The 14,544-nt window shown below is 37.8% G+C and carries 14 protein-coding genes and 1 tRNA gene; 7 read left to right on the forward strand and 8 right to left on the reverse strand.

Going from position 1 to position 14,544, the window contains the following annotated elements:
- Positions 1 to 18: 18 nt before the first annotated feature.
- Both ybeY and NE848_RS09650 read right to left on the reverse strand, forming a co-directional pair.
- A complete protein-coding gene (gene ybeY / locus NE848_RS09645; RefSeq protein WP_252112909.1) occupies positions 19 to 450 on the reverse strand; it encodes an rRNA maturation RNase YbeY in 432 nt (143 codons plus the stop codon).
- Positions 431 to 3,676, reverse strand: coding sequence for a DUF4175 family protein (locus NE848_RS09650; RefSeq protein WP_252113454.1), 3,246 nt, complete (start codon positions 3,674 to 3,676; stop codon positions 431 to 433). The genes ybeY and NE848_RS09650 overlap by 20 nt, the downstream gene beginning before the upstream one ends.
- A 119-nt stretch (positions 3,677 to 3,795) precedes the next feature.
- Here NE848_RS09650 and gltX point away from each other — a divergent pair, with 119 nt between their 5' ends.
- Positions 3,796 to 5,313: a glutamate--tRNA ligase gene (gene gltX, locus NE848_RS09655; RefSeq protein ID WP_252112911.1), complete on the forward strand. Its 1,518-nt coding sequence runs from the start codon at positions 3,796 to 3,798 to the stop codon at positions 5,311 to 5,313.
- A gap of 115 nt (positions 5,314 to 5,428) precedes the next feature.
- Positions 5,429 to 6,391, forward strand: a complete 963-nt coding sequence (locus tag NE848_RS09660) for an SPFH domain-containing protein (protein ID WP_252112913.1) — start codon at positions 5,429 to 5,431, stop codon at positions 6,389 to 6,391.
- Between the two features lie 41 nt (positions 6,392 to 6,432).
- Here the strand turns inward: NE848_RS09660 and NE848_RS09665 are convergent, their stop codons facing one another.
- The 4 genes from NE848_RS09665 to NE848_RS09680 form a co-directional block, all read right to left on the reverse strand.
- A complete protein-coding gene (locus NE848_RS09665; protein ID WP_252112915.1) occupies positions 6,433 to 6,675 on the reverse strand; it encodes a DUF6327 family protein in 243 nt (80 codons plus the stop codon).
- Positions 6,675 to 7,034, reverse strand: a complete 360-nt coding sequence (locus NE848_RS09670; RefSeq protein WP_252112917.1) for a hypothetical protein — start codon at positions 7,032 to 7,034, stop codon at positions 6,675 to 6,677. The genes NE848_RS09665 and NE848_RS09670 overlap by 1 nt, the downstream gene beginning before the upstream one ends.
- A 6-nt stretch (positions 7,035 to 7,040) precedes the next feature.
- Positions 7,041 to 7,415, reverse strand: coding sequence for a YtxH domain-containing protein (locus tag NE848_RS09675; RefSeq protein ID WP_252112919.1), 375 nt, complete (start codon positions 7,413 to 7,415; stop codon positions 7,041 to 7,043).
- 126 nt (positions 7,416 to 7,541) lie between these two features.
- Entirely contained in the window at positions 7,542 to 9,221 is a 1,680-nt protein-coding gene (locus NE848_RS09680) for a glutamine--tRNA ligase/YqeY domain fusion protein (protein WP_252113456.1), read from the reverse strand.
- Positions 9,222 to 9,357: 136 nt separating this feature from the next.
- Between NE848_RS09680 and folB the strand changes: the two genes are divergently transcribed.
- Together folB and NE848_RS09690 are read left to right on the forward strand one after the other, a co-directional pair.
- On the forward strand, positions 9,358 to 9,714 hold the full coding sequence (gene folB, locus NE848_RS09685; protein ID WP_252112921.1) for a dihydroneopterin aldolase: 357 nt from the start codon (positions 9,358 to 9,360) through the stop codon (positions 9,712 to 9,714).
- A 50-nt stretch (positions 9,715 to 9,764) separates the two neighbouring features.
- Positions 9,765 to 9,835 (forward strand) — tRNA-Cys (locus NE848_RS09690).
- A 33-nt stretch (positions 9,836 to 9,868) separates the two neighbouring features.
- On the opposite strand, the gene NE848_RS09695 is transcribed toward NE848_RS09690, so the two are convergent.
- Together NE848_RS09695 and rnr are read right to left on the reverse strand one after the other, a co-directional pair.
- Positions 9,869 to 10,612 (reverse strand): LysE family translocator, encoded by a 744-nt coding sequence (locus tag NE848_RS09695; RefSeq protein ID WP_252112923.1) that lies wholly within the window; start codon positions 10,610 to 10,612, stop codon positions 9,869 to 9,871.
- A 106-nt stretch (positions 10,613 to 10,718) separates the two neighbouring features.
- Complete coding sequence (rnr, locus tag NE848_RS09700) at positions 10,719 to 12,917, reverse strand: ribonuclease R (protein WP_252112925.1); 2,199 nt, start codon at positions 12,915 to 12,917, stop codon at positions 10,719 to 10,721.
- 256 nt (positions 12,918 to 13,173) lie between these two features.
- Here rnr and NE848_RS09705 point away from each other — a divergent pair, with 256 nt between their 5' ends.
- The 3 genes from NE848_RS09705 (at position 13,174) to rpiB (ending at position 14,540) form a co-directional block, all read left to right on the forward strand.
- Positions 13,174 to 13,311, forward strand: coding sequence for a hypothetical protein (locus NE848_RS09705; protein WP_252112927.1), 138 nt, complete (start codon positions 13,174 to 13,176; stop codon positions 13,309 to 13,311).
- Between the two features lie 30 nt (positions 13,312 to 13,341).
- The gene (locus tag NE848_RS09710) at positions 13,342 to 13,584 is read left to right on the forward strand and encodes a DUF2007 domain-containing protein (protein ID WP_252112929.1); all 243 of its coding nucleotides are present in this window, start codon (positions 13,342 to 13,344) and stop codon (positions 13,582 to 13,584) included.
- Positions 13,585 to 14,099: 515 nt separating this feature from the next.
- The gene (gene rpiB, locus NE848_RS09715; protein ID WP_252112931.1) at positions 14,100 to 14,540 is read left to right on the forward strand and encodes a ribose 5-phosphate isomerase B; all 441 of its coding nucleotides are present in this window, start codon (positions 14,100 to 14,102) and stop codon (positions 14,538 to 14,540) included.
- The last annotated feature ends 4 nt before the right edge of the window (positions 14,541 to 14,544 follow it).

Here is a 14,544-nt window from a genome sequence, read left to right on the forward strand (position 1 = left end):
ATCCAATACAATTTTTCACTATTGTTCCACGTGGAACATTTTGATTTTCTCTTCCTCCTTGCGTCGCATCAATTCCTTATCCCTTTCAGATTTATCCTGATATCCACAAAAATGCAACACTCCGTGTATCATTACGCGTTTTAATTCTTCCATAAACTCCGCTTCAAAACGCTCCGCATTTTCCTCAACACGTTCGGTGCTAATAAAAATATCTCCGTGTAATGTATTTCCTACTGTATTATCAAAACTAATAATATCGGTGTAGGTGTCGTGAGAAAGATATTTCAGGTTTATTTCGTGTAGATATTCATCGTCGCAAAATATATAGTTGATGTCGCCTATGAATTTATCTTCTGAAGAGATCACATTCTCTATCCAGATACGATGTTTGTTTTCGTCAACGAGCTTGAAATCATTCTCGCTAAAAAAATTAATCTCCCCCTTTTCCAAAATATTCCTTAACCTTTTCTCTGTAAATTTGGCGCAAAGGTAAGATTTGTCTGTTTAAAATTTCAGTAGAATTAAAATATTCTTTCGCCTTATCGATCTGATTCTGAAGTGTGTTTTCGTATTCCCGAAGATTGGTTTCCGACTTTCTTTTTTCTTTTGTTCCCTGAAGTTTATGCGCCTTTTCAAATTCCAGAAGATCATATTGCAATTGTTGCATTCGCTTCACAGTTTCAGGATCAAAACCTTTATCCAATAATTGCTCCTCGATCTGCTTCATTTCATCCACAGGATTATTACCGTTCTCTAAACCATTTTCCTTCAGCAATTTTTCCATTTCCATACGAAGCATCTGCTGTTCCTTATAGATCTCATATAATTCCCCGTTGCTGCCCTCACCTTCTTCCTGTTGTCCTTGAGGTTGTGATTTAGGTTTCCCTTCAGTCCCCTTCTTCAACTCCTCCATAAGCTCCTTTTGCTCTTGAATGATATCCTGCAATTGAAATTCCTGTCCGCCCTTACCCTGACCCGATTGTGGATTAGCCATCATCTGTTGCATAGAGCTAAGAATATTATCCAGCAAATTTGCCAGATCATTTGCACCGGTAACCACATATTGCTGACTGGCGGCACCCTGTGGAATTTCATTTTCCGAAAGTCTTTCTATGGCCTTTTCTATATCGAATTCTACGTCTGTCAATTTCTGTGTAATGGTTTCGTTTATCATGGGATTTTTAAGAGCAAGTGCATAAAGGCTATCATCCACGTGTCGGAAATTTTCTCTTAGATTGCTCTGCTCCTTTAAACTTCTGGCATATTTAGGATTGTTCTGTTGCAGCTGTTTGAAATCGTTTAAAAGTTCTTCCTGCTCAAAGGAAAACACAATTAAATTATCAAGGATCTGCCGAAGGGTTTCAGCATCGGCTTGCAGTTGTTGCATTTGCATCTGCATGGACATCTGCTGCATTTGCCCACTCATTTGTTTCATTTTCTTTGCGGCATCCTCCTGTTTCTTTTGAGCATCAGATTTATTCTCCTGTTCCAGTTTTTCAGTCGCTTCCTGCTGGTCCTTTTTTATACTTTCTTCATCTACCTCTTCCCTGCCGAGATCTTTAGGATCTTTCAGTTTTTGATTTTCCTTTTCAAGCTCATCCATTTGCTCCCGGAAATCATCAAATTTTTCATTTAATTTTTCCTGATTCTCTTTGGTATTTTCCTGTTCACTTTTAGAAATATTCTCCTGCTCTTCCGAAAGTTTTTCAAGGTCGCGGGCTAACTTCTGTTTCTTCTCATCTACATAATACCGTTTGGTAAGTTCAAGTAACTGTTCAAGATTTCTCTGGTTGTTCTTATTCTGCTTCGAAAGATCTTCCAGCTTTTTCCCCAGGTCTTCTTTCTGAATCATTTCTGAATATTTCTCCAATTCTTTCAATAATGCCTCATTTTCCTCAAGCCGTTTTTCATTATTCTCAAGTCGCTTTTGCAACTCTTCTTTCATGGAAGAAGGCTCTTCAGATTGATTTTTTTCAAGACTTTTTTCAAGCTTTTCAGAATAGTTCTTCATCATTTCATTCTGCTTCTTCTGACGTTTCAAAAATTCTTCAAGCTTCTTTCTTTCATTATAATTCAGTTCTTCTTTTTCCTTTTCCAGCCTGGACAATTCCTCCAGTTCCTCATCAGATTTTTCAAAATCCTTTAAGCGTTCCCCAATATTCTCTATGGCGTCATTCTGCTCCTGCAGATTCTCCTCGACTATTTCCTCTTCGGTCTTTTTCCTGTAAGAATAGGTTTCAGACCTGGCAGATTTTGCACCATTCACAGCATCATTATCGAAAACCCTGAAATAGAAAAAATAATTAATTCCGCTTTCCATTTGAATATTTGCAGGAAAACTGAAATGAAATTCATCGAAGCTCTCTTTAGAAACGGGAATATCCACTGTTTTTAAGTTTTCCTTGTCATTTTCAGGAAAATACACGAGTTGCAGTCGGCTTAAGCCATAATCATCAGAAACATCACCTTTAAAATACTGAATATCAGTATTTAATGAGTCCTTTTCAGTAACGACATTGATCTCGGGATATTCATCTCTGATCACCTTTAATGAATAATCGATATTCTCATATTCCTTTACCAGTTCATTAGAAGTACTAACGGCATACGCCAAAGTAGACCTTACAGTTTTCTGGAAATTCACACTTCCGTTTTCTGAATTCAGTCTGTATAAAGAATCCCCCAGTTTTAAATTGACCTGGTCTGTATTACGTGTCCTGAAATTCCACTTTATTTTAGTTCCTTCCGGGATTGTAACATTTCCAGTACCGGATACGGTCTCATCTTTCAGGCCGGTATAATTAGGGTAATCAAGATCCATCATAAAATTCAATAGTTTTGGAACTTTTATCACTTCAAGGAGGTAATTTCTGGAAGCAACCTCATTAGAAAACAACCTGAATTCAAAATCTTCTGAAACATCACTAAAGGTATACTCGAAAATCCCCGGGGCAGTTTGCTTCATATAATTCTCCACTCCGTTAATCACAAGCTGAACGTTTTCCGGATTATAATCACCAATGGTCTTTACCTGCAATTTGAAGTTCTCCCCTTCCCTGCTCTTCAATTCGTTATTCTGAATAATAAAATTAAAGGGAGCAGGTTTAACATAGACCGTGTTATAGTCTGAAATCCTGCTGAAACTTTGAGTAATAAAATCGACCTTCCCGGCAATAATGAGGCCCATTATTATAAGCACAGGAAAAACGATATATCTAAGATATTTTCTATTGTGTTTCAGGTCTATCGCCTTAGTAAACGGAATCGGCGTAAGTTCCCTGGATCTTTGATCGATGCTCGCCAGTAAAAGTTCAGATTGTTTGGAGTTATTCTTTAATTGAAGAAGATTAGTGAGTTTATCATTTACTTCAGGAAAATGTCTTCCAATGATCTTTGAAGCCTGGAATTCATCAATCCCATTCGTTAGCTTCAGTAGTTTCATCACTGGAATTCCGATGAACTTAAAAAGCAGGAAGAGCTCAACCGCTATAAAAAGCCAGAAGAGTATGGTCCTTCCGGTAGTTGATAACCATAAGAAATATTCAAGGCCAACAACGATCAAGAAATAAAGCAATCCTGTAGCAAGAAACAAAAGACTACCCTTAAGTATTAAGTTGAGATAATACTTCTTAATAAAAGCCTCCAGTTTCTCCTGCACCAATCCAAAATTCTCCATTTTCAACAGCAATGTTTCCTTAAAAATACAATAAAATTCGCTCTTATCCCCGATGCTCTTTCTCAGGTTTAGGATTGCTTCAAGAAGGTTGTATCTTTGCCATCAAAAATCAACAAAATATGTCTTCTAAAGTAAGAGTAAGATTTGCTCCCAGTCCAACAGGCCCTTTACACATAGGTGGTGTAAGAACGGCTTTGTACAATTATCTGTTTGCTAAAAAGCATGATGGGGATTTTGTACTTAGGATTGAGGATACAGACCAGAATCGTTTTGTGGAAGGGGCTGAAGATTATATTATAGAATCCCTTAACTGGTGCGGAATTCCATATGATGAAGGCCCGGGAAAGGAAAAAGGATTCGGTCCTTACAGACAAAGCGAACGAAAGGATAAATATCGTAAATATGCAGAAAAGCTGGTTGAATCGGGAAATGCGTATTACGCCTTTGATACCGCAGATGAGCTTGATGCCCACCGAAAAGACCACGAAGAGAAAGGAAAAACCTTTATCTATAACTGGCATAATCGCGAAAAACTGAAAAATTCATTATCGCTTTCCAAAGAAGAACTTCAGGAAAAACTGGATGCTGAAGAACCTTACGTAATACGATTTAAATCTCCCAAGGATGAAATGTTACATTTAAAGGATGTGATTCGCGGGGATATGGAAATCGATACTAATATCCTTGATGATAAGGTCCTTTTTAAAAGTGATGGCATGCCAACCTACCACCTTGCGAATATCGTGGACGATCACTTAATGGAGATTACGCATGTGATTCGTGGAGAAGAATGGCTGCCTTCTCTGGCCTTGCACTATATGCTTTACAGGGCTTTCGGATGGGAGACTCCGGAATTTGCGCATCTGCCTCTTATCCTGAAACCCCAGGGCAAAGGAAAACTGAGTAAAAGAGATGGTGAAAAAATGGGATTCCCGGTATTTCCACTTGAATGGAAAGATCCTAAATCGGGCGAGATCTCGGCAGGTTACAGAGAAGATGGATATTTCCCCGAAGCTGTTGTGAATATGCTGGCTTTTCTTGGATGGAATCCAGGAACTGAACAGGAATTTTTTGAACTTGATGAACTCACAAAAGCCTTTGAGTTGGAAAGAGTACATAAAGGAGGTGCCAAATTTGATCATGAAAAGACCAAGTGGTTCCAGCAACACTATATTCAGCAGGCCGATAATGATCTTTTAACCGAAGAATTTCAGAAAATTCTCAAAAAAGACGAGATCGAAGCAGAAGACGAATATGTTCATAAGGTTGTAGATCTAATCAAAGAAAGGGTTGTTTTCGTTGAGGATTTCTGGGATCAGGGATATTTCTTCTTTATAGCCCCTACTTCTTATGAGCCTAAAGATTCCAAAAAGGCCTGGAAAGAAGATACCAGTGATCTTATGAAGGAACTTATTGAGGTTCTAAAATCTCAGGATGAATGGGAAGCTGATAAACTTCAGAACGAAGTGAAGGCATGGATCAAAAGCAAGGAGATCGGTTTTGGAAAAGTAATGATGCCGCTAAGAATAGCTTTGGTAGGTGCTTTACAAGGCCCCGATCTTTATAAGATTGCAGAGTTTATAGGTAAGGATGAAACCATAAAACGTATCGAAAAAGCTATAGATACGATTAATTAAAATCACAATCTTTAAATAAAACCCGGAGCTGAAAATTTACTAGCTCCGGGTTTTTATTTTTTATAAGGCTTAAGGCTTTTATTCTTAAATTGAGGATCTAATTTAATTCACAATTATGCTTAATTTAATTTTATTGCCACTCCTCGGAGTAATCGCTCTTATAGTCCTTTTCTCTGGAGTTTTTATAGTAAAGCAGCAATCGGCTGCCGTTATAGAAAGATTCGGAAGATTCACCAGTATACGCAATTCTGGTCTCCAATTAAAAATTCCAGTAATAGACCAGGTGGCCGGAAGGATCAATCTTAAGGTCCAGCAACTGGATGTAATGGTGGAAACCAAAACCAAAGACAATGTTTTTGTAAAGCTTAAAATCTCCGTTCAATTCCAGGTAATAAAGAATAACGTATATGACGCCTTCTACAAGCTTGAAAGCCCAAGTGACCAGATTACAGCTTATGTATTTGACGTTGTGCGCGCAGAAGTACCTAAAATGAAGTTAGACGATGTGTTTGAACGCAAGGACGACATCGCTATAGCTGTTAACCGTGAATTGAATGAGGCTATGGAAGACTACGGTTATGATATCATTAAGACCCTTGTCACCGATATAGATCCCGATGTTCAGGTGAAAGCGGCGATGAACCGTATCAATGCGGCTGAACGGGAAAAGGTAGCCGCTGAATATGATGCAGAAGCCGACAGGATAAAGATCGTTGCCAAAGCCCGTGCCGAAGCTGAGAGTAAAAGACTCCAGGGACAGGGAATTGCCGATCAACGTCGTGAAATAGCCCGTGGACTAGAAGAAAGTGTAGATGTGCTTAATAATGTTGGAATAAATTCCCAGGAAGCTTCAGCACTTATAGTTGTTACCCAGCATTATGATACACTGCAGGCGATAGGAGAAGAAACAAATACCAATCTTATCCTACTTCCAAATTCACCCCAGGCCGGTAGTGATATGCTGAATAATATGGTCGCTTCTTTCACAGCTTCCAACCAGATTGGCGAAGCAATGAAGCAACAGAACAAAAAACAGCCTGATAAAACCAAACGAAAACCGGATAACGGAGATGTATAAAAAAAGCCCCGATGAGGGGCTTTTCTATTTCTTATATCTTTTTACTTGTGTTTTCGTGATGTTGAAGCAACCACCCTTTTGACTCCAAAGATCTTAGAAACCGCCTTCAAAACAAGGGCTTTCTGAATAATAGAACCTATTGTACTTCCAATAATAGAAACAGGTGATAGTCCTTCCTTAGCCTGATCAAGACTTAACTTGATCTCTTCCTTATCTATCTCTGTCTGCAGCTTAAGTATCTGCAGATCCTTGTCTATTTCTTCAAAGGAGGAATATACTCTCATCACTCATCTTTATCGTTAAAAACTATTTTTGAGAATTTCCGGAGCACCAGTTTCTCTATAGGTTCCTTGCCAAAAATAAATATTAGCACGAATACCAAAAGATAGAACCCGCCTACTATAAAATAGCCTGAACTGGGAACACCTATTGCTTCACTTATCACAATTGCCAGGGCAAAAGAAATCATTATCCCCGCCGTACTCAATAAGAAACCCATAACCATGAAACGTACAAGAGAGGTTGCTCCCTTCATTCCATGTTTAAAGGCTTTTAATTTATAATATTCAGAATTACTATGTAAGTAAGCCTGAATATTATCGTTTAGCTCATGAATACTGTTGGATAGTTTTTCAAATGCCATAAAAGATTATACTACGGCTTTATCTGGCGAATTACCAGAAGATTTGCCTGATTTATCTTTTTGCAATTTAGCATTTTGTTTTCGTAATTCCTCAAGTTTGGTTTCCATCGCGGCCAAAATATCATCTGCCTTATGACTAGCTGAAGATAAGGTTTCTTCAAGTCTCTTCTCAAAATCTACTCTCGCTTTTTTGGCTTTTTCGCTCAGATTAGATGAAGTCTCTTTGTAATGTTTGTTCAGTCTGTCCTGAGCTTCCTGAGCATCCTTTTTAAGCTTTTTTCGGGTGTTTTCACCACTATCGGGAGCATATAAAAGTCCTACTCCGGCTCCTATTGCCGCTCCTGTAATTAATGCTAAAAGGGTATTTCCTGTATTTGCCATAAGTTTTTGGATTTTAAGTTATTATTCAATCAAAGATAACGGAAGCCAATACCTTTGCTTGTTAATAACCGGTTAATATGTTAAAATCCTTTGCTAAATTATTCTTAAAGCAATCAGAAAATTCTCCTAATTTTTGATCTTAGCCCAGGAATCCCGAAGGGTAACCGTCCTATTAAAAACAGGTTTTGCAGATGTAGAATCCCTGTCTACGCAAAAATATCCTATACGTTGAAACTGTACTTTATCCTGTTCCTTTGAATCTTTAAGACTTGGTTCCAGATAACCCGTAACGATCTTTAAAGATTCGGGGTTCACAAAATCAAGATATTCTTTGTCTTTCACCCCATCTGGAGTTTCTTCTGTAAACAAACGATCATAAAGCCTTATCTCGGCTTCTATAGCATGTTTTACTGAAACCCAGTGCAAGGTTCCTTTTACCTTTCTAAGAGACTCTTCGGTCCCACTACCACTTTTACTTTTTGGATCGTAAGTACAGTGAATCTCGGTGATTTTGCCTTCATCATCCTTTACCACATCTTCACCCTTGATGATATAGGCATTCTTTAAACGAACTTCCTTTCCTAAGGTAAGCCTGAAAAATTTCCTGTTCGCGCTTTCTTTAAAGTCCTCACGTTCTATATAAAGTTCCCTTGAAAAAGGTACTTTTCTACTTCCTGCCGATTCGTCTTCAGGATTGTTCTCTGCATCCAGCCACTCCTCTTCCCCTTCAGGATAATTAGTGATGACTAGTTTCACAGGATCTAAAACACCCATAACTCTGGGAGCTATTTTATTAAGATCCTCTCTAGCGCAGAATTCCAGGTGAGAAACATCTATCAGGTTTTCTCTCTTTCCTACCCCAATAGAATCCGCAAATTTACGGATAGATTCCGGGGTATAACCCCTACGTCTAAGTCCTGAAATAGTAGGCATTCTTGGATCATCCCAGGAATCTACATATCCTTTTTCTACCAGTTGAAGTAGTTTCCTTTTACTTACAATCGTATGACTTAGATTTCTACGTGCAAACTCCCTTTGTTTGGGTTCAAAATCGCCAGGCTTGCTTACTTTTTCTATAAACCAGTTATATAACTCGCGGTGCGGCAGAAATTCAAGTGTACAGAACGAATGCGAAACCTGTTCAATAAAATCACTTTGTCCGTGTGCCCAGTCGTACATAGGATAGATCTTCCAGTTATCACCCGTACGATGATGATTTTTATGCAGGCACCTGTACATCACCGGATCTCTCATCAGCATATTTGCCGCAGTCATATCTATTTTAGCCCTGAGTACATGGCCCCTTTCTGGAGTGTCTCCATTCTTCATCTTTTCAAAAAGATCCAGATTTTCTTCTACAGAACGGTTTCTATAGGGACTTTCAATTCCCGGTTTTGTAGGAGTTCCTTTTTGTTCAGCTATTTCCTCAGAGGTCTGACTGTCTACATAAGCATCTCCGTTCTTTATCATTTCAACAGCCCAGTCATACAACTGCTGAAAATAATCTGATGCATAGCATTCTTTTGCCCACTTAAAGCCTAACCATTCCACATCTCTTTTGATCGCATCAACATATTCCTGCTCTTCTTTGGTAGGATTGGTATCATCAAATCTAAGATTTACCGGTGCATCATACCTCTCCCCTAGTCCAAAATTAAGACAGATAGAGGACGCATGTCCTATATGCAAATAACCGTTTGGTTCCGGTGGGAAACGGAATTTCAGGTCTTCTTTTTTATAGTCCTTTTGCAGATCTTCTTCTATGATTTGCTCAATAAAATTGAGCGACTTTTTTCCTTCGGCCATAACTGAATTAAAATAAAGGGCAAATTTATCAAATTTTAATTCGATAGCAGTGTTTACGTCACAATAGTATTCAGGAAAAGCTGTATCAATTATTGAAAACCTCAAATGCGGAAGCTATCTTTGTAAAAAATTTAATGTGGGAGCAATAAAACTCAAGAATATCAAGGTCTTCGCATATCACGGCTGCCTTGATGAAGAAGGCAAGATTGGTAGTGAATACAGAGTAGATTTAAAAGTGTATGGAGACCTGTCCCATTCTGCAAAAACCGATAAATTAAGCGATACGATAGATTATGTTCATCTTAATAAGATAGTCAAGGAAGAGATGGCAATACGTTCCAAACTGCTTGAAAATGTTGCGGAAAGAATTCTGAAACGGATCATAAAGGAACTTATAATGGTTCAAAAGGCTAAGGTTAAGGTTTCCAAAATCAATCCGCCAATTGGTGGAAATGTAGCTATGGTTACCGTAACCAGGACTAAATCCCGATAGATTTTAGTTTTGAAACTTAAAATTTTTATTACATTTGCCAACCCATTAAGGGCATCGTGGCCGAGTGGCTAGGCAGAGGTCTGCAAAACCTTGTACAGCGGTTCGAATCCGCTCGATGCCTCAAGAAAGCTTCCTGTAAACCAGGGAGCTTTTTTTATTCCTCCCCTTCTTTTTCCTTATGATCCACGAAATTCTCAAACTTCCCCATCATGGAGTCATTCGGAGTTATTTCTTCTATCTGATCCTTGATATCGTCTACCTGGTGTGGAAAAACTCCCTGGAATATCAGCACGCAACCAAAAAGAACTAGTAGAAGACTAATTCCTTTTTTCATTACATAGATGCGGTTTGGAGTAAGTTTTCTATTTAGTTTTTTAGCCAACAGGATCTTCGCAACATCTATAATAAGATAAGTGGCAAGCACCGCACTAAAAAAGACACTTATCCTATTCATTTCCATATCCATTTTAGGGCCGAATACGATGATTACTCCAAGCCAGAAGCCCAGAACCCCGATATTTATGAAATTGAGCAGAAAACCCTTTGCAAATAACCCGAAATAATCACTTTTTCCAAGTTTTCTAATTTCAGGAGTTTCCTCTTCAGTCAGTAAAACCTTTTTTGTTTGTAAAAAGCTCATTACCCCGTAAGTGGTAAGTATCATCCCACCAAAAATGAAAAGTGCAGGATCATCCTTTATACGTTCCAGGAGCTTGGTGGTACTGAAATAGGCTATTAGAAGAAATACAATATCAGCCAGTATTACACCAAGATCAAAAGAAATAGCAGCTCTAAAACCTTTGATAGCCGCAGTTTCAAGCAATACGAAAAACACAGGCCCAAGTAGAAAAGCCAGAAATAAACCCAGGGGCATACCTGCTAAAACGTCCTGTAACATACAGTTAAGTTGTAATGCAAATGTAAACTTTTTGATCTTTTAATAAGATCGAGGCTAAAACCATGAGTAAACAGGATAAATCTGAAATTGATCTAAGGATTAATATTTAATCCTCTTCAACTTCTTCCCTGCTTCCCAGAAGCGTGAAATCAAGATGCCTTTTTACCAGATCTGCGTTTTTTACTTTCACGTAAACCTCATCTCCAAGAGTATAGGTTTTTCCAGTTTTTCTACCAGTAACAGCAAATTCATCCGGATCGTATTCATAATGGTCATCATTAAGATCCCTCAAACGTATCATTCCTTCGCATTTATTCTCAACGATCTCCACAAATATTCCCCATTCTGTAACTCCTGAAATTACTCCAAGGAATTCTTCATCCTCATGATCCTGCATGAATTTCACCTGCATATATTTAATAGAATCCCTCTCTGCATTCGCAGCCAGGTTCTCCATTTCGCTACACTGGTGACATTTATCTTCATATTTCTCCTCACTGGCCGATTCGTTATTATCTAAATAATACTGAAGCAGCCTGTGCACCATCACATCAGGATATCTCCTTATAGGTGAGGTAAAATGGGTATAATATTCAAAGGCTAAACCGTAATGCCCGATGTTATCGGTTCCATAATAAGCTTTGCTCATTGATCTTATCGCGAGCGTATCAACCATATTCTGCTCCCTTCTACCCTGTACATCTTCCAGTAATTTGTTTAGTGAAGAAGTAGTGGTTTGCCTGTCCCGTAAATTAAGTGAATGTCCAAAGCGGCCGACAATATTCTGAAGGGCAGCCAGTTTTTCATCGTCCGGTTCATCATGACATCTGTAAACAAAGGTTTTCTTTGGTTTTTGTTTCCCTATAAATTCCGCAACTCTACGATTTGCCAGAAGCATGAATTCTTCAATAAGTTTATTGGAATCTTTTGCGATTTTGAAAAACACACCAACGGGATTATTATCCTCGTTCAGATTGAATTTCACTTCCACTTTATCAAAAGAAATGGCGCCATCTCTCATACGTCTCGAGCGCATCTTTTTTGCAAGACGGTTAAGGGTACAAATAGCTTCAACCAGCGCCCCTCTTACTGTATAAGAATGTTTTCTAATTGAGATATCATCGGGTATAGTTCCGGTTCCGGTTTCAATTATATGCTGGGCCTCTTCATAGGCAAAACGCTCATCAGAATAAGTCACCGTTCGCCCAAACCACTGATCCTTAACATTCGCATTATCATCTATCTCAAATACCGCTGAAAAGGTAAATTTCTCTTCCTTTGGCCTTAAAGAACATGCGTTATTAGAAAGGATCTCAGGCAACATAGGCACCACCCTGTCTACAAGATAAACCGAAGTTGCACGTTCAAAGGCTTCATCATCAAGTATAGTCCCGGGCTTTACATAGTGAGATACATCGGCAATATGAATCCCGATCTCATAATTTCCATTCTTCAAAATTCTAAAACTCAGGGCATCGTCAAAATCCTTGGCATCCCTGGGATCTATCGTGAAAGTGAGCACGTCTCGCATATCCCGACGTCTATCTATCTCATCTTCATTGATGGAAGTGTCTATCTTATTCGCGAACTCTTCCACCTCTTCGGGAAAATCATGAGGAAGACCATATTGTGCCAGAATTGAATGAATTTCGGTATGATGTTCACCCGGTGTCCCCAGTACCCTGGTTATTCTACCAAAAGGGGAATCGGCTTTCTCTGGCCATTCTTCAAATTCTACTAAAACTTTATCTCCGTCCTTAGCTCCGTTTTGTTTATTTCCCGAAACAAAGAAATCGGTATACATGGAATTATCATCAATCACCACAAAACCAAAATCTTTCTTTTGCTGGAGGGTCCCAACGAATTCTGTTCTTTTCCTCTTTAGGATTTTGGTGATCTCACCTTCAGATCGTTTGCGTCTTCTGCGGTTATAAACATAAATCTCAACGGTATCTCCATCAAAGGCAGCATTCAGATCTTTATTGGCAATGAAAATATCATCAGCCAGTTCTTCAACCATTACATATCCATAGCCTTTCGTGGTAAGATCCAGAACGCCGGTATAATAATTCTTTTTTGAATCTATCTTGAATTTTCCGCGGTCTACCTGCTCTATCTGCTTTTTTGCGGCCAGCTGAGCTAGTTTTTTAATAATCTGATTTCTGCTACTAGCATCATTCACCCCTAGGAAAGAGGCTATTTGTTTGTAGTTATATGTTTTTCCTGGATTTTTGCGAAGTATATCTATGATACTTCTGGAAAGATTGCCTTGTAATTTAGTTTTGTTCTTTTTCTTTTTCTTCATTATCACTTAGTATACCATAAAATTACGCCATTATAACCAGACATGAACTTTTTCATTTTAAAGTTTTGTTAAGGCACAGGAAATAACCTTCCAGCCTTATTCGTTTTAACACAAAACCTATTTTTTTTACTTTTTTTGAAAATTTTAAAATTAACTCTTAATTTTTTCTTAATTTAGAGATAACATTCCCCAGATACTTCCCCCCATATATTTGCTAAGGATCATGAAAGTAGGTAAAGCCACTAAATACTCGGTCATGTTTTTCCTGATATTTCTTTTCGGGGTAATTTTCTTTGTGGCATATATCAATAAAACCCTTAACAAAAAAACCGAGATCTTTCCTTTGAATACCCATGAGCCTTCTGAAAAAATTGCTTTAACATTTGAAGAATAAGGCCTATCTTTAATAGACTTATTCCAGGTTATGAAAGATTATAAGTGTCTTGCTACCTTCACCTATCATCATGAATATTTCGTTCTTAAATTAAAGTTCGAAGATGCCGGCGTACGCCACTATTTCCAGAACGAGACACTGGTAGGTCTCTTACCCTTATCTTCCTTTGCCTTTGGCGGAATACGGCTAATGGTCCACCCGGCAGATATAAAGAAAGCAAAAGAAATCATAGATTCCTTTAATGACAAATCTTCTCATCTACGAATCGTTTAGTTATAAACATTATATATCATATTTATTATTTCTTCTTTTTTAAAAAAATTAAATGATGTTATATGATGGCGTGTTAATTTGTAGAACATTTTTTTTGAAGAAGATTTGGTTTTTTAGTTGTGAGTTTTTGATAACAGTTTATCAACATAGGTGTTAATTCCTAACTTCTTGATATACTTATCTTTTTAAGATTTACTTAACAAAAGTTCATAATATTCTTTTAATAATTTTTATGAATAACTTTAAAATAAACATTTGTCAATAACCTGTTTTTAACTGCTCATAACTATCTAAAAAATCCTGTGTTTATTATTTTGATTATTCAAACCATTGAGCGTATTGTTATTATTTTCTTAAAAACAAAATTTCTTTTTAATTAAATCATCAGATGTTTTTCACAATAAGCTGTCAATTTTAAAAGCTTGAAAATTAAGATATTCTAGAAAGTAATTAACAATCAAAAATAAGTTAGTTAATAGCCTCTTTTTTTACCTTTGTCACAAATAATATAAGTCATGAAAATTTCAATAGGGAACGATCACGCTGGTACCGGTTATAAGGAAATGATCCAGGAAAAGCTGGAATCTATGGGACATAGCGTAATAAATCATGGTACAAATTCTGAAGACAGCGTAGATTATCCGGATTTTGTTCACCCGGTTGCTGAAGATGTTGAAAACGGCACAGCCGATCTAGGTGTCATTATATGTGGAAGTGGAAACGGCGCTAATATGACGGCTAATAAGCACCAGGGGGTTCGCTCGGCGCTTTGTTGGAATGTAGAGATCGCTAAACTGGCCAGGGAACATAATAATGCTAATGTTTTAAGTATTCCGGCAAGGTTTGTGGCAAAAGATCTGGCTGTTGAAATGCTTGAGGCTTTTGTTAATACCGAATTTGAAGGAGGTCGCCATCAGCGAAGAATAGATAAGATTCCTTCAAAAAAGTATTGTTAATAAG

This window comes from Gramella jeungdoensis (assembly GCF_023805255.1).
Taxonomy (GTDB): domain Bacteria; phylum Bacteroidota; class Bacteroidia; order Flavobacteriales; family Flavobacteriaceae; genus Christiangramia; species Christiangramia jeungdoensis.

Excerpts from the sequence above, each read along its gene's own strand:
- NE848_RS09705 (WP_252112927.1), top strand. The coding sequence starts at position 13,174 with ATGTTTTTCCTGATATTTCTTTTCGGGGTAATTTTCTTTGTGGCATAT.
- gltX (WP_252112911.1), top strand. The coding sequence starts at position 3,796 with ATGTCTTCTAAAGTAAGAGTAAGATTTGCTCCCAGTCCAACAGGCCCT.
- rpiB (WP_252112931.1), top strand. The coding sequence starts at position 14,100 with ATGAAAATTTCAATAGGGAACGATCACGCTGGTACCGGTTATAAGGAA.
- NE848_RS09710 (WP_252112929.1), top strand. The coding sequence starts at position 13,342 with ATGAAAGATTATAAGTGTCTTGCTACCTTCACCTATCATCATGAATAT.
- NE848_RS09680 (WP_252113456.1), bottom strand. The coding sequence starts at position 9,221 with ATGGCCGAAGGAAAAAAGTCGCTCAATTTTATTGAGCAAATCATAGAA.
- NE848_RS09665 (WP_252112915.1), bottom strand. The coding sequence starts at position 6,675 with ATGAGAGTATATTCCTCCTTTGAAGAAATAGACAAGGATCTGCAGATA.
- rnr (WP_252112925.1), bottom strand. The coding sequence starts at position 12,917 with ATGAAGAAAAAGAAAAAGAACAAAACTAAATTACAAGGCAATCTTTCC.
- NE848_RS09675 (WP_252112919.1), bottom strand. The coding sequence starts at position 7,415 with ATGGCAAATACAGGAAATACCCTTTTAGCATTAATTACAGGAGCGGCA.
- NE848_RS09695 (WP_252112923.1), bottom strand. The coding sequence starts at position 10,612 with ATGTTACAGGACGTTTTAGCAGGTATGCCCCTGGGTTTATTTCTGGCT.
- NE848_RS09650 (WP_252113454.1), bottom strand. The coding sequence starts at position 3,676 with ATGGAGAATTTTGGATTGGTGCAGGAGAAACTGGAGGCTTTTATTAAG.
- NE848_RS09670 (WP_252112917.1), bottom strand. The coding sequence starts at position 7,034 with ATGGCATTTGAAAAACTATCCAACAGTATTCATGAGCTAAACGATAAT.
- NE848_RS09660 (WP_252112913.1), top strand. The coding sequence starts at position 5,429 with ATGCTTAATTTAATTTTATTGCCACTCCTCGGAGTAATCGCTCTTATA.